Source organism: Nonomuraea sp. NPDC049419 (assembly GCF_040676995.1).
Classification (GTDB): domain Bacteria; phylum Actinomycetota; class Actinomycetes; order Streptosporangiales; family Streptosporangiaceae; genus Nonomuraea; species Nonomuraea salmonea.
This window is the reverse complement of the sequence record NZ_JBFAQB010000008.1, coordinates 212,647-231,765: the sequence shown is the minus strand read 5'-3', so window position 1 is coordinate 231,765 and position 19,119 is coordinate 212,647. Positions and strand designations below refer to the sequence as shown.

The following is a 19,119-nucleotide window of genomic DNA, read 5'->3' as shown; positions in this document are numbered from 1 at the left end:
GTCTCAGTCCTTGTCGGGGTTGTTCGGCTTGAGCCAGAACGGCACGGAGGGGCTGTCACCTCCGGAGCTGCCGCTGTCACGGCTGCTGCGCAGCCAGAGCGGGGGTGCCTCGGAGGTGCGGGAGGAGGGCTCGTCGGAGCCGAAGATCCTGGGGCCTGGCGAGGTGCCGCCGCCCGACCTGCCGCCGCCGCCCGTACGTGACGAACCGCCGAACAGCCCGCCGCCGCCGGACCGCGACCCGTTGCCGCCCGAGCCACCCGACCGCGACCCGCCCGACCGCGACCCGCCGCCGCCGAACAGCCCGCCACCCGAGCCGCGCGACCCACCGCCGCCGCCCGAGCCGCCCGACCCACCGGAGCCGCCGAAGCGGGAGCTGCGCGTGCCGCCGCCCGAGCTGCGGGTGCCGCCCGCGGAGCCGCCGCGCCTGGCCCAGCCGCCACCGGACGCCCCGCCGAACCAGCCCCCCGACCCGGCCGCGGCGCCGGAGCCTCCTGAGGCGCCGTTCGTGGTCGGGCCGCCGGCCCGGGGGCCGCCCGCTGCGGGACCCCGCGTACGTCCTTGACCGCCGCCCAGGTTGAGCGGCGGCGCGGTGCCCCTGCGCGGCTCGGGCACGACCCGCCCGGCCGCCTTGCCGCCCTGCTGGTCGGTGTCGAGGGGAGCCGCCGTCGCCGGTACGCGGGTGCCGGAGGGCGTGCCCTCTCCTTCCTCCCCGCGTACGCGGACCTGCCCGGCCGCCATGGAGCCGGCCGCCGAGGCCGCCGCGCCCGTGCCGCTGACCGCGCTCGCCGCCCTGACGATGGGCTCGGCCTTGCGCAGCCCCCAGCGTCCGATCCTGGCCGAGGCGACCGGCGGCAGCACGCCCGCCGACCGCTCGAGCACCGGCGAGCTGGCCGCCTCGCCCAGCATGCGGGTGGTGACCGTGTGGCCGCTCATCGAGGCGAACAGGTGCTGGAACGGCCGCCGGTAGAAGAACACCGCGAGGGTCAGCAACGCCATGAACAGCACCTGCATGCCCCACGGCATGGCGGTGGAGATGATGAGCGCGTACCCGTAGATGAGCACGCTGAGCACGATGGTCAGCACGGCCTGCCGCAGCAGCGTGCCGATGAGCATCTCGACCCAGCGCATGGCGATGATGCGGCCGCTGCCCGGATGGACGCCGATCAGCAGGAAGATCGGCCCGAGTATCAGCAGCAGCAGGAAGCCCACCTTGAGCACCAGCAGCGAGACCGCCACGAGGAAGATGAGTAGCCCGGCCACCAGCGCGGCGATGAACGCGCCCACCGCCACGCCGAGCCGGTTGGACCAGTCGCGCCCTGAGAAGGTGGCGTAGCGGGGGTCGTTGCGCAGCTTGTCGGCCAGGTCCGCGTATTCGGACTGGCGGGCTCCCACGTCGGGCGCCGCCTGCCCGGCGACTGCCTGCGGGACCGACTGCATCTCCAGCACCTTGCGGCCCCAGTCGCGCACGATGGGCTGCTGCGGGTCGGCGGTGCCGAACAGGCCCACCAGCCAGGGCTTGCAGACCAGCGTGGACCACAGCGCGTCGGCGTTCTGGTCGACGCCTGGCGTGCCGGTCTGCGCGTAGCCGCCTGCCTTGACCTGCGCGTCGGCCTGGCCCGGCGGCTGCAGGCAGGACGCGCCGCCCGCGCCGGGCAGGCCGGCGAAGGCCGAGTTGACGACCTCGCCCGTCTTGTCGGTGACGACCTTGCCGAGGCCGGTGAAGTCGCCGGGCCGGCTGAAGAACCAGACGGCCACGGTGACGGCCAGCACCATCCAGATGACGCCTTCGGCGGTCGTGGTGGCGCGCTTGCGGATCAGGCCGTACCAGGCGAGCCAGATGGCGCCGAGGATGACGATCGGCCGGAGGTACGGCCAGTACATGGCGTTGGACAGGTTCGTGACGATGTCGTCGACGACGTCCTTGATGGACTGGAGCGGTCCCTCGGTCGCCGCCGCCTGGTACGTCGTGATCGTCAGCCGGTCGACCGCCTTGGCCGCGGTGAAGATGCCGTTGGCCCACATGTTGCCCAGCACGGCCACGTAGTCGGAGCAGGTCAGCTCATGCGTGTGCCAGAACTGGCCGCTCATGCCGAACTGGGCGTAGTTGGTGGTCGCCGCGGGCTGGGCGCCCTCGGGGACCGGCGGCTGGATGAGGCCGTCGACGCCGCTGCCCACCATCTCGGGCGACAGCGGGCCCGACAGGTCGCACGGGGCCGCCGCGACCGGCGTGGACACCGCCCCCAGCACGATCGGCACCATCAGGACGCCGGTGATGAGCGCGAGCGTCAGCGCGAGTCGTCGGGATAGCCGGATCTTCATGACCGTACCTCCTGCGCCCTGCCCACGCCCCCTTGAAGATCATCATGCCCGGCGCCGTCGGGTTTGTCGTGTGTCGGGTTCGTGTCGAGCCAGCGGAGAAGTTCCTCGGAGATCAGGTCTACTCCGATGCGGCCCGCCCTGCCATCCAGATCGCGGAATACGCATTCGCCGTTGCCCAGCGAACGCAGCACGGCCTTGTGCTCCTCCGACGGCTCCACCCCGAGCAGGGACATGACGTGGTCCACCTCCACCCGTTCGGTGGACCTGAAGGCGAAGACCGACGACAGGCAGTTGGTCACCTGTTCGTTCAGCAGGTCTCCGGCGTTCTGCGAGACCAGGACGAGCGCCGTGTTGCGGGAGCGGCCCATCCTGCTCACCTCGGGCACCAGCTTGGCGCCCTCCGGCGTGGACGTGATCGCCCACGCCTCGTCCAGGAAGATCGCCTTGGGCGCGCGGCGGTCGAGCCCGTTCATCAGCCGGCGGGCGAACTGGGAGACCAGGTAGAGCAGGGCCACCGAGAGCCGCTGCTCGTAGGAGTAGTCCTCCCTGCCGGTGGTCACGTCGGGCAGCGTCAGCCCGCCCAGCGTGAACACCGTCGTCCACCCCTCGGTGTCGATCTGCTCGCCGCCCGACGGGTCGAAGCAGAGCCGCGCCAGGTGCATCTCCGACATCGAGCGCAGCACCGCGCCGAGGTTCTTCGACGCGGCGTCGTCGGCCCGCTCCAGGTAGTCGACGACCTTGCCGAGCGACGGGTCCGAGCCGTTGGAGACCGCAGCGACCGCCTGGATCATCGCCGACTCGCGCTCCTCCGACATGCGCGGCAGCAGCAGCCGCAGCGTCTCGGTGGCCATCGTCTTCTTCGCCGCGATGTCGTCGCCGAACGAGAACGGGTCGAGCAGACCCGGCGCCGCCGAACCGAGCGGGATCACCCTCGCCTTGCGCCCGCGCTTGTCCAGCAGTTGCACCAGCGACTCCGCGTCGCCCTTGGGGTCGATGACCGCGACCGTCACGCCACGCAACGCCATCTGGTAGATCATCAGCAGCGCCAGCGTGGTCTTGCCGCCGCCGGGCTCGCCGGTGATCGCGATGGCCGTCGGCCTGTTGCGGGTCGCCGCCACCAGCGGGTCGAAGTGCACGATGCTGCGCGCCCTGCCGACCGTCTCCCCGATGTACGGCCCCAGCCAGCCCTCGCTGCCCTCGCCCAGCCGGTCGCCGAGATCGACCGTGGCCGTGGCCATGCCGCCCGCGATCGTGCGCAGCGGCTGCCGCTGGGCGTAGGCGTTGACCCTGACCTTCTCGCCCGGCAGCGCCTCGCAGAACAGCGAGAACTGGTCGCCCGTCGAGTTGACCACGTCGATGCCCATGTCGCGGTAGTGCTCCACCACCGCCTCCACCCGCTGCACGCAGATGTCCTCGGTGGGGGCCGAGATGATCAGGCGGTGCCAGCCGTACACGAAGGGCAGGCGCTCCTTGGTGATGCCGTGCTCCAGCATGCGGGCCGCGTCGATCTGCTCGGCCAGCGCCAGCGGCGCCTCCGCGCCCGCCTCCCTGATGTGGTGGTCCATGTCGCGGGCGTGCGCCAGCTTGCGCGCGACGTCCTTCGACGCCTTCACCGGCGGGATCAGCCGCATCCGCGAGGAGATCTCCACCGGGAACGGCAGCTGGTCCGCGAAGTGCATCCACGGCTCGCCGTCGGGGAACGGCATCAGGTCGGGGAAGCGCGCGAACGACAGGTGCGCGACGTACGAGTCGCCCTGGGGCTGCACGATCCGCAGCAGCGACCTGCCGTTGTGGATCTCCCCCTCGACCAGCGACTCGATCTCGCCCCTGCCCCAGCGCCGCCGCGGGCTCGCCGACGGCGGCGGATCACCGAGCGAGCCCGCCGCCGCGTGCTGGAACAGCCACGCCACCTCCGTCGAGGTGGCGTGCCTGGCATAGAGCGCGCTCGACGCGAGCGCCCTGCCGAGCCGCTCGGCCGACTCGGTCCACCGGCCGATCTCGCTGTCGGGTACGTGGTCGTCCTCCATGCCCAGCGTCTTCTCCGTCTTATGGTAGAAGCCGAAGAGCTGGGAGAGCACGCCGCTGCCGAGCTGCTTGCCGCGCGGGCCGAGGCGCACCCCGAGATAGACCTCCTTGGTCCAGAAGTCCTTCGCCCAGACGTGCCGGTACATCTCCTCGAGGTAGTCGCGCCAGCCGGGCCCCTCGTCGGAGGTGGCGTTCAGCGCCATGGCCCACTCCGCCGCCGGATAGGTGCGGTGCGCCACCCGCAGGTGGACCTCGGCGTCGGGCATCCTGATCGCGGCGAGCGCGATCGTGATGTTGGTGGCCAGCGCCTCGCGCTCCTCCGGCGTGACGAACTCGTAGCTGACCGTGGGAAGCCGGAAGTACGCCCATGCGCAGGTGTCCGTGAGCAGGATGCGGTCGTCGAAGTAGCGGACCGCGAGGCGCTGATGCGCTCGGGACGCCCTGCTCATGCCGCCCCCTCGGCGCATGAACGGGCCAGACCTGCTCGCTTGTTCACTTATCGCTCACCGATTCTCGTGCCCGGGGGGTCACTCGCCAACTCCTCTTCGCTCGGTCGTACGGTCTGCGCCGCGAAGCCCGCGACCACCACACCGGCGAGGGCGAGGTAGGCCCGCCGCCCGGCCGCGCGCAACTGCCCGGGATCGACCACCTCCGCGCCGCCAGGCGCCAGGTCGTCCTCCCAGGGGACCCTGACGATGGCCCGGCACCTGCCCCTGGCCACCGACTCCGCCTGCTCGACGTCGGTCATCGAACGCCTGCTGACGCCGTTGACCACCATCACCGCCCGCCTGCGCAGCTCCGCGCAGCCGTGCCCGTCGAGCCACTCGTACGTCATCGCCACCGCTTCTGGCGCCTCCTCGCTCGCCGGCACCACCAGGACGAGCTGGTCCGCGTACGGCAGCAACCTGGCCGCCAGCGCGGCGGCCGGGTCGATGACGGCCAGCTTGTAGTGGCGGTCGAGCAGGCGCATGGATTCGCCGATCCGGCGGTCGGAGAAGAAGGACCGGTCCGCGAGCCGCTGCTCGGCGCCCGCGTCGGTGTCCGCGCTGATCACCTCGAGTCCCGAGGCGGTCCGCGTGGTGTATCCCCGCATCGTGAGGTAGCCGCTGACCCGGTCGAGACCCGACAGCAACGACGTCAGGGTCTCGGGGGTCTCCGGCTCGATCTTGCTGGTCAGGGTGCCGCCGCCGGTGCTCGCATCGACCGCCACCACCCTGTCGTCCCTGTACTGGGCGAAGGTGTGCCCCAGCATGAGCGCCGTCGTGCTCTGCCCCGCCCCACCGGTGCACCCCAGCACGACGACCCTGCGGCTGCCGCTGAACACCGCGCGGGCCCGCGCCTCGTCCAGCTCCGACCCGTCGGTACGCACCCCGCCACCGCCGACGACGACCTGAGCGATCCGCCGCCACCCGCCGGAGTCGCGTCCCACGACGGACTCGACCCTCCGCACCCGCCCTTCGCCACCCCGAGGCCCCGGCACCGGCACGTCAGCCGCCCGCCGCCCGGCCTCATCACCGTCACGCTCGGCCACATCCCACCGAGGCAACCGCGCCGCCATCTCCCGCCCCGGCCGCTCCTCACCGCTTCCGGCGCGCCGACCTTCCGCCCCACCCCGCCGCGCGACCTCCCGCCCCGGCTGCGACGAACCCGCCGCCTCGCTCGGACGCGCAGCGGCGGCCTCCTTGCGCTCCCGGCGCTCCCGGCCGAGCGGAATGACCTGTCCCTCAGCCGCCTCCGGCGCACCGGCAACGGCCGGGGCGCTCTGCGCGGCCTCCGCGACCGCCGGTTCGGTCCGGGGCTCGTCCGCATCGGCCGTGGCCGGCTCCGGCTCGGCCGCGGACCTTTCCTCCTGAACGTGGCCTTCCGGCCCGGCAGCGGAGACCTCCTGAGGACCGTCGGCCGGCCGATCACCGGACGCGTCCTGTCGGTCATCGACCTGCGGTCCGGCGGCGTCGCCTGTGTCCTCACCGCTCGCCTGGACGGTGTCCTGCGCCGGGGCTTCCCCGCCTGCGGTCGCATGCCCGGCCGGGTCGGTGGCGGGCATCTTGGGGAGCGGGCGGAGGTCGTCGGCCTGGGGCGGATCGGCGGCCGGGCGTGAGGCGGGCGCCGACGGCCCCGCCTCCGACGCGGACGCCGTGGCCGATGACTCTGGCGAGGTGGCTTCCCTCACGCCTGCCGGGGCACTCGTGCCGTCGGTCCGGGACGGAGTGGGGTCGGCCGGAAGGTCGTGGGCGGCCTCCGGGGCTTGGGTGGTGCGCTGGGTGCGGTCCTTTTCCCGGGTGTCGTCCTTGCGGGGTGCGGGGCGCGGGGTGGGCTTGGTGTTCGGGTTGAGCGGGGGCCAGACGCGGTGGGTGCCCGACAGCAGCAGACCGGGGGCGAGCCGGGGTGGCTGGCCCTTTCTGTGCTGGTCGCGGGCGATCTCGTCCTCGTGGCGTGCGTCCTCCGGAGATGCGCCGCCCTCGGCGTGCGAGGCCGCCTCGGCCCGTGCGTCCTGCCGTGCGTCGGCTCGGCCCGCCGGCTCGGCCGGTGCGTCGGCGCTGGCCGCCAGCTTGCGCAGCCGCCGCAGCGCCTCGGTGTCGATCGGCTTGCCCGCCACGCCGCTCACCACACCATCGGTGCCATGCCCATCGGTCACCAGACCGTCCGCGGTGCGGTCCGCCCCGCGGTCGTTCGGCGCGGAGCTCTCGGATGCGGCGGGCTCGTCGGCCGTGCGGTCGGGGGCGGCGGGGGCGCCGGGGGCGGCGGAGGCCAAAGGCTCGTCGGCGGGGGTGGGGCGGCGGCGGGAGTCAGGGCCCCCGTCCCGTACGTCGCCCCCGTCTCGTACGTCCGGGTGGAGGACGACGCGGTCGGTGGTGGCGCGGCGGGCGGTGCCGATGACCTCGTCCATGAGGGGCACAGGTTCCTGGCCGCGTCCAGAGCCGCCTGAGAGGCCCTCCTCGCGGCGTACGCCCCCGCCCGGGGCGCCGGTGCCCGCCGGCAGGGCCGGGGCCTTGAGAGCGGGCGCTGTACCCCTGCGGGACCCCCACCCCGTACGCCCGGACGCCGGCTCGGCGACGGGCGCCTGTGAGGCGGCGGCCGCCGCGGCGGCGACGGCGGGACGGACCTGCCGCGGCCCGGTGAGCTGACCCTCGCGGCGCCGCTGCGTCCTGCGTTCCTTCCGCGGCGCCTTGGCGGCCTTGCCCGCCCGCGTGGCCTTGGTGGCCTTGACCCGCGCGGGCGCGGCCCGCCAGACCCGGCCGGAGAAGGCGACGACCTCGGGCTCGGAGGAGGGCGCGAGGCGGTACCAGGCCTTGGGCTGCCCGAGGTAGCGCAGCTGGGACTCCAGCAGCTCGGTGAGCCGCTTGCCCTCGATGACGGGCCGGGTGGACAGCCACGTGACGATGCCGGGCGGCACCAGGAACAGCACGTGCCAGGGCATCTCCACCGGCACGCCGACCAGGACCAGCAGGAGGGACCACGGGACGAACACCCCGACGAACACGCCGATCCAGACGATGGGCAGCGGCATGGGCAGCCGTAGGTCGTACAGCTTGTAGAGCCGCTTCTCGATACGCCAGATGTTCGTATACGTGGGCAGGTCCAACGCGGTCCTCCTCTCCACCCGCTCGTACATGACCGCGGGAAAGCGGTCTCAACCCTTACTTGATGCCCAGTGCGCCCGCGATCGCCCTCGCCGTCACCTCGATGATGTTGGGAACGTAGAAGATCACTCCGATGGCCACGGCCAAGATCAGGAACTGTACGAAACGGGTGATCTCCCGCGTGAAGAGGAAGAACAGCGCCACGACGGAGACGACGACGAGGAACAGCGGGGCGAAGAACGCCCGCAGGAAGTTGGCGAGCCCCCCGGTGTCGATGCCCGTGGGAGTCGGCGTGGGCGTCATCTCCATCAAGGTGAGCAATATGATCTTCAAGGTCACTTCTTGTCCTCCCGGGGGGTACCGTTCAGCAGCGCGGCCGTGCGTCTATCCAACGGACCGGCCGCCGCCGCGGATGTCGGCGACGAACCACTTGTCGCCCTGCTTCTCGACGGTCAGCCGGTAGGCCTGCTCGAGCGTGCCGCCGACCACGGCCGGGTCGGTGGCATCGGGAGATGGTGATGGGTCACCGCTCTGCACGGCCCACACCACGACCGCCTGGATCTCTCTTGTGGCACCCCCCACAGGCACCACGACTTCCTTGAGCTGCGAGAAGGTGAACGTGCCGCCGAAGCTCGGCAGGCTCTTGCCGGCGGCGACGTAGCGCTGCAGCCCGGCGGAGTCGCCGGACGCGTATTCCTTGAAGAAGCCTTCGAGCTGCGGCTTCAGCTCCGCCGCCGCGGCGTCGTCCGTCTCGGGCGCGGCGACCTGGGGCAGGTCGGCGGGAGCCGGCGCGGGCAGGATGGCGGGGCGGCCCGAGACCACGAAGCGCCCGGCGTCGTCGCCGGAGAAGTAGACGGGCACGGTGAGGATCATGCGCTTGGGCCCCGACTGGAAGGCCACGCTGACCACGGCGTTCTGGGCGTCGGTGACCTCGATGTCGTACGGCTGGATCGCGACGGCGGCCAGCTTGCCGTAGCCGTCCCAGCCCATCTGCTGGTCCATGCCCGCCGCGAGGAATGCGGCGAGCTTGCCCGACCTGCTCGCCGCGTCTTCCGGGCTGAAATTGAGATAGACCCCGGCGAACTGGGCGGCGAATGCCATGCCGCGCTCGGTCGGGAATCCATGGTCGGCCTGCACGGCGCCATTGGGCGTCGCAGGCTCTTGCTGGGTAAACCGCTCAAATGGGGCACGAATCCCATTCACCACGATAACCACAATAAGCGCCCAGAGAATGACGCGGCCGGTCCATACCAGCCAGCGTCCGCCGCCACCCGACCAGCCGCCACGCCGCGGCCGGCGCGGCGGCGGCGCGTCGAAGTCAGCCGTGTCAAGGGTTGCGGAAAGCCCGGGGCCGTCAGCGATCCGAGGATCGTGGACGGTAGACCTACGAGCCATCACGCCTCCGCTCGCGCCGATCCCCCCGGCTGGCGCGGTGTCGTCCGTTGCCGATCCCCATCATCCGCGGTGAAGTAGCCACCCTATCCGGTCTCCGCCATTGTTCCAGGAAAGCCACGCCCATGCTGCGGCATGACCGTCCACACGGCAAACCGGGCCCGTATGGCAGGCCACAGTGCCGATTCCTGTCAGTTCCCGGTAGAAACAGCTTTTGACCAGGCCAGACGCCTAAAATCGGGTAGCGCGGCGGCCACGGATTCCTGTCCAAAACAGGCATGGACTGTCCCGACCTGCGGAATCGGCATGGCTCGCGCGCCGGAGGTCACGGCCGGGCAGGATGGAAACCTGTGCTCAGGCGGGCTCTGGGTCCTGGTGCGCCCGCGCCTGGCGCCTGCTGTGGAGGTCGACGACGGTCGGGCGCACCGACCGCTCGAGCGAGTGGCGCAGATCGGCCAGCATCTCGGCGGGCTCGCGCTCGCGCATGCGCGTGGCCATCTCGTTGCGCTCGTCCACCTTCCTGCGGAGGTACTCCTCGCGGTTGACGCGCAGGCCGTACATCAGCTCGACCCTGATGAGGGCGAGCTCCTCCTCCAGGCTGATGCCGGTGAGGGTGGGCGCCGGGCGTCGTTTCCGGATGATGCGACGGATCATGAGGGCCTCCCGAGTCAGCGTGAACGCCGTGACGATTCGACGCGCGGAGGCCCGCAATGGTTGACGCATCAGTTGTCCCGGCGGCAAGCGATCGACGGCCGCCGGGAATGAGCACGCCAGACGGGCTGCACCGCCGTCCGCCGTCGGTAACCTACCGCAAGCGAAGATCACCGAGCGTGATTGGCGGACGGCGGGGCGCTCAGACGTTGAAGCGGAACTCCACGACGTCGCCGTCGCGCATGACGTAGTCCTTGCCCTCGATCCTGGCCTTGCCGGCCGAGCGGGCGCTGGCGATGGAGCCGGCCTCCACCAGGTCGTCGAACGAGACCACCTCGGCTTTGATGAAGCCGCGCTGGAAGTCGGTGTGGATCACGCCGGCCGCCTCTGGCGCGGTGGCGCCCTTGCGGATCGTCCAGGCCCTGGTCTCCTTCGGGCCGGCCGTCAGATAGGTCTGCAGGCCGAGCGTCTCGAAACCGACCCTCGCGAGCTGGCGCAGCCCCGACTCCTCCTGGCCGACCGACTGCAGCAGCTCGAGCGCCTCCTCCTCGTCGAGCTCGACCAGCTCGGACTCGATCTTGGCGTCGAGGAACACCGCCTCGGCGGGCGCGACCAGCGTGGACAGCTGCTCCCTGAGCGCGGTGTCGGTCAGCTCGTCGGCGTCGAGGTTGAAGACGTACAGGAACGGCTTGGCGGTGAGCAGGTGGAGCTCGCGCAGCTCGTCACGGTCGAGACCGCTCTCGAAGATGGTCTTGCCGGTCTCCAGGACGGCCAGCGCGGCCTCCGCGGCCTCGAGCGCGGCTTTCTTGTCCTTGTTGTTGCGCGCCTCTTTCTGCAGGCGCGGCACGGCCTTCTCCACCGTCTGCAGGTCGGCCATGATCAGCTCGGTGTTGATGGTCTCGATGTCGCGCTTGGGGGAGATCTCACCGTCGACGTGGGTCACGTCGGGGTCGCTGAAGACCCGGATGACCTGGCAGATCGCGTCGGTGTCGCGGATGTTGGCGAGGAACTGGTTGCCCCTGCCCTGGCCCTCGGACGCGCCCTTGACCAGGCCCGCGATGTCGACGAACTCGACCTTGGCGGGCAGGATGCGGGCCGAGCCGAAGATCTCGGCCAGCACGGGCAGCCGGTCGTCGGGCACGCCGACGATGCCGACGTTGGGCTCGATGGTGGCGAACGGGTAGTTGGCCGCGAGCGCGTTGCCGGTCTTGGTCAGCGCGTTGAACAGCGTGGACTTGCCGACGTTGGGCAAACCGACGATGCCGATGGACAGACTCATCGGAGCGGCTCCGTCTCTCGCGGAAGTCTCTGACTGCTGGTTGTCGCCTCGCTGCGCTCGTTCACGGTCAGCGAGTTTACTGGCTGGCGACGTACAGACAGGTAACCGGACGATAGCCGCCGTCGGCGCGGAGGTAGCGGCGCGCGCGCTTCGGGCAGTCATCGGGCGAGGACGTGAACGCGAGCACCTTCCCCCAGGCGTGCGGCGCGTCGCACGGCACGCGGGTGAGGGCGGACCTGGCGGTCACGTCCGCGGGCGGCTCGGCCACGCAGGCGCCTTCGTCGAGCACCTGACCGCCCCGGCCGAGGCAGAGGACCCGGTCGCCGGCCTGGAGGGTGTCGAGGGTGCCGTCAGGGCAGGTCGCGGGGGCGGGGGCGAGCGCGAGTGCGCGGCCGTACCAGCCGGAGCCGGCGCAGGGGTGCTCGCGGCCGTCGAGCGAGACGCAGTCGCCCGGCCTGAGCAGGCCGCCGCCCCCGCCGGGCGCGCCCGGGTGGGGTTCGAGGAAGTTGCGTACGCACGCCGTCCTGCCCTCGCCCACCCGCAGCACGTCGTCGGTGTCCACCGGGCACTCGCCCGGCCCGGGCGGGTCGGAGGCCAGCGCCACCACCTCGGAACGGCCGCCGTTGCACGCGGTGAGCGCGTAGTCGGCCGTCACGCACGCGCCGGGCGACCAGCGCAGCACGGGACGCGGCCCGGTCTCGCGTACGCCCGTCCGCGAGCCCGCGATGACGGCCCCGGCCAGCGCGATCAGCGTGAGCGCCAGGGCGCCGCAGGCGGCCGCCACCTTCGGGAGCGTGTCCATCCCTGTACTCTGCGTGACCACCGATGGGCCGCACAAGCGGAACGCCCAAGCGTGTCGGGAAGAAGCGCGGCCCCACGTTTTGCCATCATCGCTGGAGTGGACGTCGTCTCGCTTGTCATCGGTCTGGCCGTCGGGTTGCTCGTCGGGTTCCTCATCGCGCGGACGCGGGCGGCGGTGCGGGTCGCCGAGGCCGACGCCAGGGCGAAGGCGTCCGCGGAGAAGCTCGTCTACGTCGAGGAGCAGCTCGCCGAGCGGTTCCAGGCGCTGTCCACGCGCGCGCTCGACGTCAACAACATCCGCTTCCTTGAGCTCGCCGAGACGCGCCTGGCCGCCACCCGCGCCGAGGCGGCCGGCGACCTCGATCAGCGAAGGCAGGCCGTCGAGCACCTGGTCGAGCCGCTGAAGGACGCGCTCGCCCGGGTCGAGGAGCAGCTGCGCGACACCGAGACGGGCCAGAAGGTGGCGCGGGCCGAGCTGGCCAAGCAGATGGAGTTCGTCCGGCAGAGCAACGAGCAGCTGCGCTCGCAGACGACCGCGCTGGTCAGGGCGCTGCAGCGGCCCGAGGCGCGGGGGCGGTGGGGCGAGCTGCAGCTGCGCAGGGTCGCCGAGATCGCCGGGATGCAGCGCTTCTGCGACTTCGACGAGCAGGTCACCGAGGGCTCCATGCGGCCCGACATGGTCGTCAGGCTCGCCGGCGGCAAGAACATCGTGGTCGACTCCAAGGTCTCGCTGGCGGCCTATCTGGAGGCGGCGGAGGCGGCCGACGAGTCGCTCGCGTCCGTCCGGCTCGACGCCCACGCCAGGCACGTACGCGAGCACATCGACCGGCTGGCGGCCAAGGCGTACTGGCAGGGGTTCAACCCGTCGCCGGAGTTCGTGGTGCTGTTCATCCCCGGGGAGGCGTTCCTCGCGCCGGCGCTCGAACGCGACCCCGGGCTGCTGGAGTACGCGATGACCCGCCGGGTGCACATCGCCACCCCCACCACGCTCATCACCATGCTGCGCACCGCGCACTACGCCTGGCAGCAGGCGGCGCTCAGCGAGAACGCGCGCACGGTGTTCGAGCTGGGCAAGGAGCTGTACGAGCGGCTGTCGTCACTGGGCAGGAACGTCGAGTCGCTCGGCCGGGCGCTGACGCGGACCGTGGAGGCGTACAACAAGTCGGTCGGATCTCTCGAAAGCCGCGTCCTGGTCACCGCGCGCAAACTTAACGATCTGGGCGTGGTCGAGGGCGAACTCGACGCCCCGGAGATGCTCGAAGGGCTGCCCAGGCCTTTGGCCTCCCCCGAACTGCTCGAAACCTCATCTCTGATAACCCACGCGAACGGTAAGTTGGCCAACGGGTCGCAGTAAATGGGGGTGGGCCACGTGGGTGAGAAGGGCAGGCGTTCTGCCGTCAGGCTGACGGCTCGCGGTGCCATCGCGCTCGCCCTGGTCGCCACTCTGGCGGGCTATGTGCTCGCCGCCCTGCTCGACGTCGAACACGTCGTGGGGGCCGCGTTCGTGCTCGCCAGCACGCTCGGCGTGCTGCTGGTCAACCGGCGCGAGCTGCTGTCGCTGGTGGTGACGCCGCCGCTGGTGTTCTTCTGCGCCACGCTGTTCGTCGAGCTCGGGCGGGCGTTCGGCTCGGTGTCGATCGTGCAGTCGCTGGCGCTCGGCCTCTACACGTCGATGACGCGCGGCGCGCCCTGGTTGTTCGCCGGCTCGGCCATCGTGCTCGGCGTGGCCTGGCGGCGCGGCCTGCGCGACAACGTGCGTGAGCTGCGCGAAGAACTGAAGGCGGGCGCGGAGGCCGCGCGCCCGCGCCAGTCGTTCGTGCCCGAGCCCGAGGGATACTTCGAGCCCAAGGTGTACGGCACCCCGCGCGGCGAGGACTAAGAGACCCGCAGGTCCTTGCGCAGCTCGTGGGGCAGCGCGAAGCGCATGCTCTCCTGCACCGGCTCGACCTCGGTCACGTCGCCGAACCCGTGGCCGGCCAGGCGCGCGAGCACCTCCTGCACCAGCTCGTCGGGCACCGACGCGCCGCTCGTGACGCCCACCGTGGTGACGCCGTCGAGCCACTCGTCGCGGATGAAGTCGGCGTTGTCGACGAGGTACGCCGCCTGCGCGCCGTAGTCCTTCGCCACCTCCACCAGCCGCTTGGAGTTGGAGGAGTTGTCGGAGCCGACGACGATGACCAGCTCGGCCTCGGCCGCGATCTCCTTCACCGCGACCTGCCGGTTCTGGGTCGCGTAGCAGATGTCGTCGCTCGGCGGGTCGAGCAGGTTGGGGAAGCGCTGCTTGAGCCGCGCCACGGTCTCGGTGGTCTCGTCGACCGACAGCGTGGTCTGCGACAGCCACACCAGCTTGCTCGGGTCCTTCACCTCGACCTGGTCGACCGCGTCGAGGCCGTCGATGAGCCTGATGTGCTCGGGCGCCTCACCCGAGGTGCCCTCGACCTCCTCGTGGCCCTCATGGCCGATCAGCAGGATCTCGTAGTCGTCCTTGGCGAACCGCTTGGCCTCGTTGTGCACCTTCGTCACCAGCGGGCAGGTGGCGTCGATCGTGCGCAGGTTGCGCTGCCTGGCCTCCTCGTGCACCGCGGGCGAGACGCCGTGGGCCGAGAAGACCACGATCTGGCCCTCCGGCACCTCCTCGGTCTCGTCGACGAAGATGGCGCCCCTGGCCTCAAGGGTCTTCACCACGTGCGTGTTGTGGACGATCTGCTTGCGGACGTAGACCGGCGCGCCGTACTGCTCCAGCGCCTTCTCGACCGCGACGACGGCTCGATCGACTCCGGCGCAGTAGCCCCGTGGCTTGGCTACGAGGACTCGGCGGGAAGTGGGGGTCTGGGGCTCCATACTTCTTATGCTACGTGGAGCGGCCCATCGGCCTGCGCGTGCGTGCCCGCCCGCGGTGCGCCAGACTGGCCGTCCAAAACTGACCTCCCAGGGAGACGTACATGTCCTTCAGCGACGTGCTACGCAACATCGCTAAAACCGTCACCAACAAGGACGAGCTCAAGGAGAAGGCCAAGGACCTGCCGCTGCTCGTCGTCCAGACCACTTTGAGCGCCGCCGGGCAGGCGCTGCTGCTCGTCGATCGCATGAAGAACTCGATCAAGGGGATGGGCGGCAAGGAGGAGCGCGAGGAGGAGTACGACTCCCGTCCCTCCGCCGCCGAGCAGGTCACCGCCAAGCCCGCCGAGACCGGCGACGACGACAAGCCGGCCCGCAAGGAGCCGGTCATCTTCGCGCCGCGGCCCGAGCCGAACGGCGTCGCCAAGACCAAGCCCGACCCGGTCATCTTCGCCCCCGCCAAGACCGACCCGCCCAAGTCCGAGGCCGCCGCCGCTGAGGCTGCTCAGGAGCCCGCTGCTCCGGTGGTCGCCCCCGCCGCGCCCAAGGCCGTGGCCGAGCCCGCCGTCGAGAAGCCGGTCGCGAAGAAGCCCGCCGCCGAGAAGCCCGCCGCCGAGGAGCCCGCCGCCGAGGAACCGGTCGCCGAGAAGCCGGTCGTGAAGAAGCCGGTCGCCGAGAAGCCGGCCAAGACCTCCAAGACCTCCAAGGCCGCCAAGCCGAAGGCGACCGAGTCGAAGGCCGCTGAGCCGGTCGCGGCGCCCGAGCCCGTCGCGGCCACCGAGGAGCCCGCGCCGGCGCCCGAGCCCGCCGCCGCTCCCGAGCCGGCCGCCTCCCCCGCCAAGGTGGACATGACCGAGCCGCTGCCGGGTTACGGGCAGCTCACCGTCGCGTCCCTGCGCGCCAGGATGCGCGGCAAGACGGCCGAGCAGATCGGCGACTACCTGGCGTACGAGAGGGCGACGACGGCGCGTCCCGAGGTCATCAAGATGTTCGAGAACCGCCTCGCCAAGCTCCAGGCCGCGGAGTAACCCCTACAGGACCCCGTAGTCTTCCGAGCATGACCTCGAAGACCTCGCCCGAGTCTCCCCTGCCGATCCGCACGGTCCTGCAGATGGTGGGCGGCTGGATCGGCAGACTCGGCACGGTCTGGGTCGAGGGCGAGATCACCGACCTGAGCGCGCGCGGCGGCACGGTGTTCCTGACCCTGCGCGACCCCATCGCCAACGTGTCCGCCAGGGTCACCGCTCCGCGCGGCGTCTACGAGGCCACGGTGCCGCGGCCGGCCAACGGTTCGCGGGTGGTGCTGCACGTCAAGCCCGACTTCTGGGTCAACAGGGGCTCGTTCGCCTTCACCGCGCTGGAGATGCGCCCTGTCGGGGTGGGCGAGATGATGGTCAGGCTGGAGCGGCTGCGGCAGCTGCTGGCGGCCGAGGGCCTGTTCAACGCCGACAGGAAGCGGCGGCTGCCGTTCCTGCCCGGCACGATCGGGCTCATCTGCGGGCGCGAGTCGGCGGCCGAGCGCGACGTGCTGGAGAACTCCCGGCGGCGCTGGCCGGCGGTGACGTTCAAGGTCGAGGAAGTCGCCGTGCAGGGGCCGTACGCGGTGGGCGAGGTGACCGAGGCGCTGCGCAAACTCGACGCCGACTCCTCGGTCGAGGTCATCGTGATCGCCCGGGGCGGCGGCTCGCTAGAGGATCTGCTGCCGTTCTCCGACGAGACGCTGGTACGCGCCGTGTCCGCCTGCCGCACCCCGGTGGTCAGCGCGATCGGCCACGAGCAGGACAGCCCGCTGCTCGACCTGGTGGCCGACGTACGCGCATCGACGCCCACCGACGCCGCCAAGAAGGTGGTGCCCGACGTGGGCGAGCAGCTGTCGCTGGTACGCCAGCTGCGCGACCGTGGCCGCCGGGTGATGAGCGGCTGGCTCGACCGCGAGATGTCCTGGCTCACCTCCGTACGCTCGCGGCCGTCGCTCGCCGACCCCGTACGCGAGCTGGAGCGCCGCGCCGAGCAGGCGGAGGCGCTGCGCGACCGGGCCAGGCGGTCGTTGTCGAGCTCGCTCGACCGGGCCGCCGACGACCTGGCCCATCTGCGGGCCCGGCTGATCTCCCTGTCCCCCGCCGCGACGCTCGAACGCGGCTACGCGATCGTCCAGCACCCGTCGGGCGACGTCGTCCGCCTGGCCAAGGACGTCGCTCCCGGCTCCCGCCTGACGATCCGGCTGAGCGACGACCGCCTGAACGTCCGGGCGGAGGAGTCCGGCTGACCTCAGCGCATGACCGACTCGGCCAGCAGGGTCAGTCCCGCCTTGATGTCGTCGACGGTCATGCCGCGTTCGTGGCGCTGGTAGGCGATCAGGCAGGCGTTGGCGGGGGCGAGCAGCGCGTCGGCCAGGTAGGCCGTGGGCGTGCCCGGCCGCACCTGGGTCAGCAGCGCGGCCAGGTGGACGTGGTGCAGCCCGTACGGGCCCATCCCGATGTTCGCCTTGCGGCTGCGCTCCAGCAGCACGTACAGGTCCTCCTGGGCCACGATGCGCTCCACGAGCGCGTGCAGGAAGGCGATCACCCGCTCATCGGGTGGCGCGCCGGGGCCCAGCGGTGGCGGGCCGGCGAGGAACGCCTCCTGGAAGCGTCGCTCGTGCTCGTCCAGCAGGGCCATGAGCAGTCCCGTACGGTCGCCGAAGCGCCGGTAGACCGTGCCCACGCCGACCCCCGCGGCGCGGGCCACCTCGTCGAGCGACAGGCCGTCGGCGCCGTGCTCGGTGATCATCCTGGCCGCCACGTCGAGGATCTTGCGCCGGTTGCGTACGGCGTCGGCTCGCTCCGGCTGCGGCTGGCTGATGACGGGCAGAAGGCGGCGTTCCCACACGGGGTCGAGCATACCGATGACAAGCGGAGAGAATTCCGGTTAGGCTGCCTCAAGCGGAGAATTCTCCGATTAGTGCGACGAGGAGCCGAGAATCGTGAACGACTTCAACGCGAAGATCATCGAGGAGTTCCGGGCCAATGAGGGCCGGGTCGGCGGCATGTTCGAGGGCCAGCCGCTGCTGCTGCTCACCACCAAGGGCGCCAAGAGCGGCAGGGACGTCACCACGCCCGTGGTGTATCTGGCGGACGGCGACCGCTATGTCGTCATCGCCTCCAACGGCGGCGCCGACAACAACCCCGCCTGGTACCACAACCTCCGCGCCACCCCGGAGGCCACCATCGAGGTGGGCAAGGAGACCTTCGTGACCAAGGCGGACTTCGTGGACGACGTGGAACGCGACCGCCTCTACGCCCGCATGGTGGAGCAGGCCCCAGGCTTCGCCGAGTACGAGAAAAAGACCACCCGCCGCATCCCGGTCATAGCCCTCACCCGCACCGCCTCCTGAAAGCGGGGGCCGGAGGCCGAGGCCAGCGGCTCGGGGGTCGGGGGTTAGAAGGGGGTGTCGTCGGACGCGGTGGGGTCGGTGCGGCGGGCCATGGCGGCGGCGAGTTTGACGCGGGCGCCCTGCAGCCACTCCTCGCAGACGGCCGCCAGCTTCTCCCCCCGCTCCCACAGCTCGATCGACTGCTCCAGCGTCAGCCCGCCGGTCTCCAGCCGCCGCACCACCTCGGTGAGCTCTTCGCGGGCCTGCTCGTAGGAGAGTGTCTTCTCGCCCGCGGGCGCCTTCTCGTCTGCCACGCCGTCCAGCCTAGACGCGCCGGCGCCCGTGCTCAGCCTTTCGGCCGCTGCTGGAGGCGGCCGGCGAGGTCGGCGAGTTCGGGCCAGTCGGCGGTGCCGGTGACGACGAGCGTGACATCGGGCAGGACGCGGACGAGCGAGCGCTGGTTCTTGTCCTCGCGGAAGCGCTGCTCCCAGGCGACGCCGCCGATCTGCTGGGTGCCGACGGCCTTGTCGCTGTTGGCCATGCGGCTGGCGAACCCGGCGGCGGGCTGCTCGTCGCTCTGCACGAACATCGCGTGCTCGCGCTTGGCGGTGGCGTAGCCGAGGTAGAGGACCTTGGCGCCGTTCTCGCCGTCGGCGATCCTGTTGCTGTTGGGCACCCAACCAGGCGGGTCCTGCTGCGGCGCCCACACACCGTACGGCACGCCGTGGCCGAAGTTGGCGACGGTGATGGAGTAGTCGAACCGCGGAATGTGCTCATCGCGGCTTTGCGGGGTGACCAGCAGGAACAGCCCGGCCCCGGCGAGGCAGACGAAGAGGGCTACCGCGTAGCCGTAGAGACCTTGGGTGAACCGTCGCACACTT

General features: G+C 71.4%; 17 protein-coding genes. 5 read left to right on the top strand and 12 right to left on the bottom strand.

The annotated features are described in order from the left end of the window. Positions 1 to 3 precede the first annotated feature (3 nt). The 8 genes from AB0K12_RS24765 to AB0K12_RS24730 form a co-directional block, all read right to left on the bottom strand. Entirely contained in the window at positions 4 to 2,319 is a 2,316-nt protein-coding gene (locus tag AB0K12_RS24765) for a type IV secretion system protein (protein ID WP_364565617.1), read from the bottom strand. Beyond that, on the bottom strand, positions 2,316 to 4,793 hold the full coding sequence (locus AB0K12_RS24760) for an ATP-binding protein (RefSeq protein WP_364565588.1): 2,478 nt from the start codon (positions 4,791 to 4,793) through the stop codon (positions 2,316 to 2,318). Before AB0K12_RS24760 ends, AB0K12_RS24765 begins: the two co-directional genes overlap by 4 nt. 47 nt (positions 4,794 to 4,840) lie before the next feature. After that, on the bottom strand, positions 4,841 to 7,927 hold the full coding sequence (locus AB0K12_RS24755) for a TcpE family conjugal transfer membrane protein (protein WP_364565585.1): 3,087 nt from the start codon (positions 7,925 to 7,927) through the stop codon (positions 4,841 to 4,843). 55 nt (positions 7,928 to 7,982) lie between these two features. Continuing rightward, a complete protein-coding gene (locus tag AB0K12_RS24750; protein WP_345409394.1) occupies positions 7,983 to 8,234 on the bottom strand; it encodes a hypothetical protein in 252 nt (83 codons plus the stop codon). Between the two features lie 75 nt (positions 8,235 to 8,309). After that, complete coding sequence (locus tag AB0K12_RS24745; RefSeq protein ID WP_364565582.1) at positions 8,310 to 9,026, bottom strand: conjugal transfer protein; 717 nt, start codon at positions 9,024 to 9,026, stop codon at positions 8,310 to 8,312. A gap of 645 nt (positions 9,027 to 9,671) precedes the next feature. Further along, positions 9,672 to 9,971 (bottom strand): hypothetical protein, encoded by a 300-nt coding sequence (locus AB0K12_RS24740; protein ID WP_345390029.1) that lies wholly within the window; start codon positions 9,969 to 9,971, stop codon positions 9,672 to 9,674. Between the two features lie 199 nt (positions 9,972 to 10,170). Then, the gene (gene ychF / locus AB0K12_RS24735; RefSeq protein ID WP_355424235.1) at positions 10,171 to 11,247 is read right to left on the bottom strand and encodes a redox-regulated ATPase YchF; all 1,077 of its coding nucleotides are present in this window, start codon (positions 11,245 to 11,247) and stop codon (positions 10,171 to 10,173) included. A gap of 76 nt (positions 11,248 to 11,323) precedes the next feature. After that, the gene (locus tag AB0K12_RS24730; protein WP_364565580.1) at positions 11,324 to 12,049 is read right to left on the bottom strand and encodes a hypothetical protein; all 726 of its coding nucleotides are present in this window, start codon (positions 12,047 to 12,049) and stop codon (positions 11,324 to 11,326) included. Between the two features lie 87 nt (positions 12,050 to 12,136). On the opposite strand from AB0K12_RS24730, the gene rmuC reads away from it, so the two are divergent. Both rmuC and AB0K12_RS24720 read left to right on the top strand, forming a co-directional pair. After that, positions 12,137 to 13,402: a DNA recombination protein RmuC gene (gene rmuC / locus AB0K12_RS24725; protein ID WP_364565947.1), complete on the top strand. Its 1,266-nt coding sequence runs from the start codon at positions 12,137 to 12,139 to the stop codon at positions 13,400 to 13,402. A gap of 15 nt (positions 13,403 to 13,417) precedes the next feature. Then, positions 13,418 to 13,927: a DUF6542 domain-containing protein gene (locus AB0K12_RS24720; protein WP_364565577.1), complete on the top strand. Its 510-nt coding sequence runs from the start codon at positions 13,418 to 13,420 to the stop codon at positions 13,925 to 13,927. Here AB0K12_RS24720 and AB0K12_RS24715 read toward each other — a convergent pair. Continuing rightward, positions 13,924 to 14,889 (bottom strand): 4-hydroxy-3-methylbut-2-enyl diphosphate reductase, encoded by a 966-nt coding sequence (locus AB0K12_RS24715; RefSeq protein WP_364565574.1) that lies wholly within the window; start codon positions 14,887 to 14,889, stop codon positions 13,924 to 13,926. The genes AB0K12_RS24720 and AB0K12_RS24715 overlap by 4 nt on opposite strands. A gap of 101 nt (positions 14,890 to 14,990) precedes the next feature. On the opposite strand from AB0K12_RS24715, the gene AB0K12_RS24710 reads away from it, so the two are divergent. Both AB0K12_RS24710 and xseA read left to right on the top strand, forming a co-directional pair. Beyond that, on the top strand, positions 14,991 to 15,914 hold the full coding sequence (locus AB0K12_RS24710; protein WP_364565571.1) for a hypothetical protein: 924 nt from the start codon (positions 14,991 to 14,993) through the stop codon (positions 15,912 to 15,914). A gap of 29 nt (positions 15,915 to 15,943) precedes the next feature. Next, positions 15,944 to 17,152, top strand: coding sequence for an exodeoxyribonuclease VII large subunit (gene xseA, locus AB0K12_RS24705; RefSeq protein ID WP_364565568.1), 1,209 nt, complete (start codon positions 15,944 to 15,946; stop codon positions 17,150 to 17,152). A gap of 2 nt (positions 17,153 to 17,154) precedes the next feature. Here xseA and AB0K12_RS24700 read toward each other — a convergent pair whose 3' ends face one another. Further along, a complete protein-coding gene (locus AB0K12_RS24700; protein WP_364565565.1) occupies positions 17,155 to 17,754 on the bottom strand; it encodes a helix-turn-helix domain-containing protein in 600 nt (199 codons plus the stop codon). A 94-nt stretch (positions 17,755 to 17,848) separates the two neighbouring features. On the opposite strand from AB0K12_RS24700, the gene AB0K12_RS24695 reads away from it, so the two are divergent. Then, positions 17,849 to 18,259 (top strand): nitroreductase family deazaflavin-dependent oxidoreductase, encoded by a 411-nt coding sequence (locus tag AB0K12_RS24695; protein WP_364565562.1) that lies wholly within the window; start codon positions 17,849 to 17,851, stop codon positions 18,257 to 18,259. Positions 18,260 to 18,303: 44 nt separating this feature from the next. Here the strand turns inward: AB0K12_RS24695 and AB0K12_RS24690 are convergent, their stop codons facing one another. Together AB0K12_RS24690 and AB0K12_RS24685 are read right to left on the bottom strand one after the other, a co-directional pair. Further along, the gene (locus AB0K12_RS24690) at positions 18,304 to 18,552 is read right to left on the bottom strand and encodes an exodeoxyribonuclease VII small subunit (RefSeq protein WP_364565559.1); all 249 of its coding nucleotides are present in this window, start codon (positions 18,550 to 18,552) and stop codon (positions 18,304 to 18,306) included. A gap of 32 nt (positions 18,553 to 18,584) precedes the next feature. Beyond that, positions 18,585 to 19,115, bottom strand: coding sequence for a DUF4245 domain-containing protein (locus AB0K12_RS24685; protein WP_364565556.1), 531 nt, complete (start codon positions 19,113 to 19,115; stop codon positions 18,585 to 18,587). Positions 19,116 to 19,119: the final 4 nt, after the last annotated feature.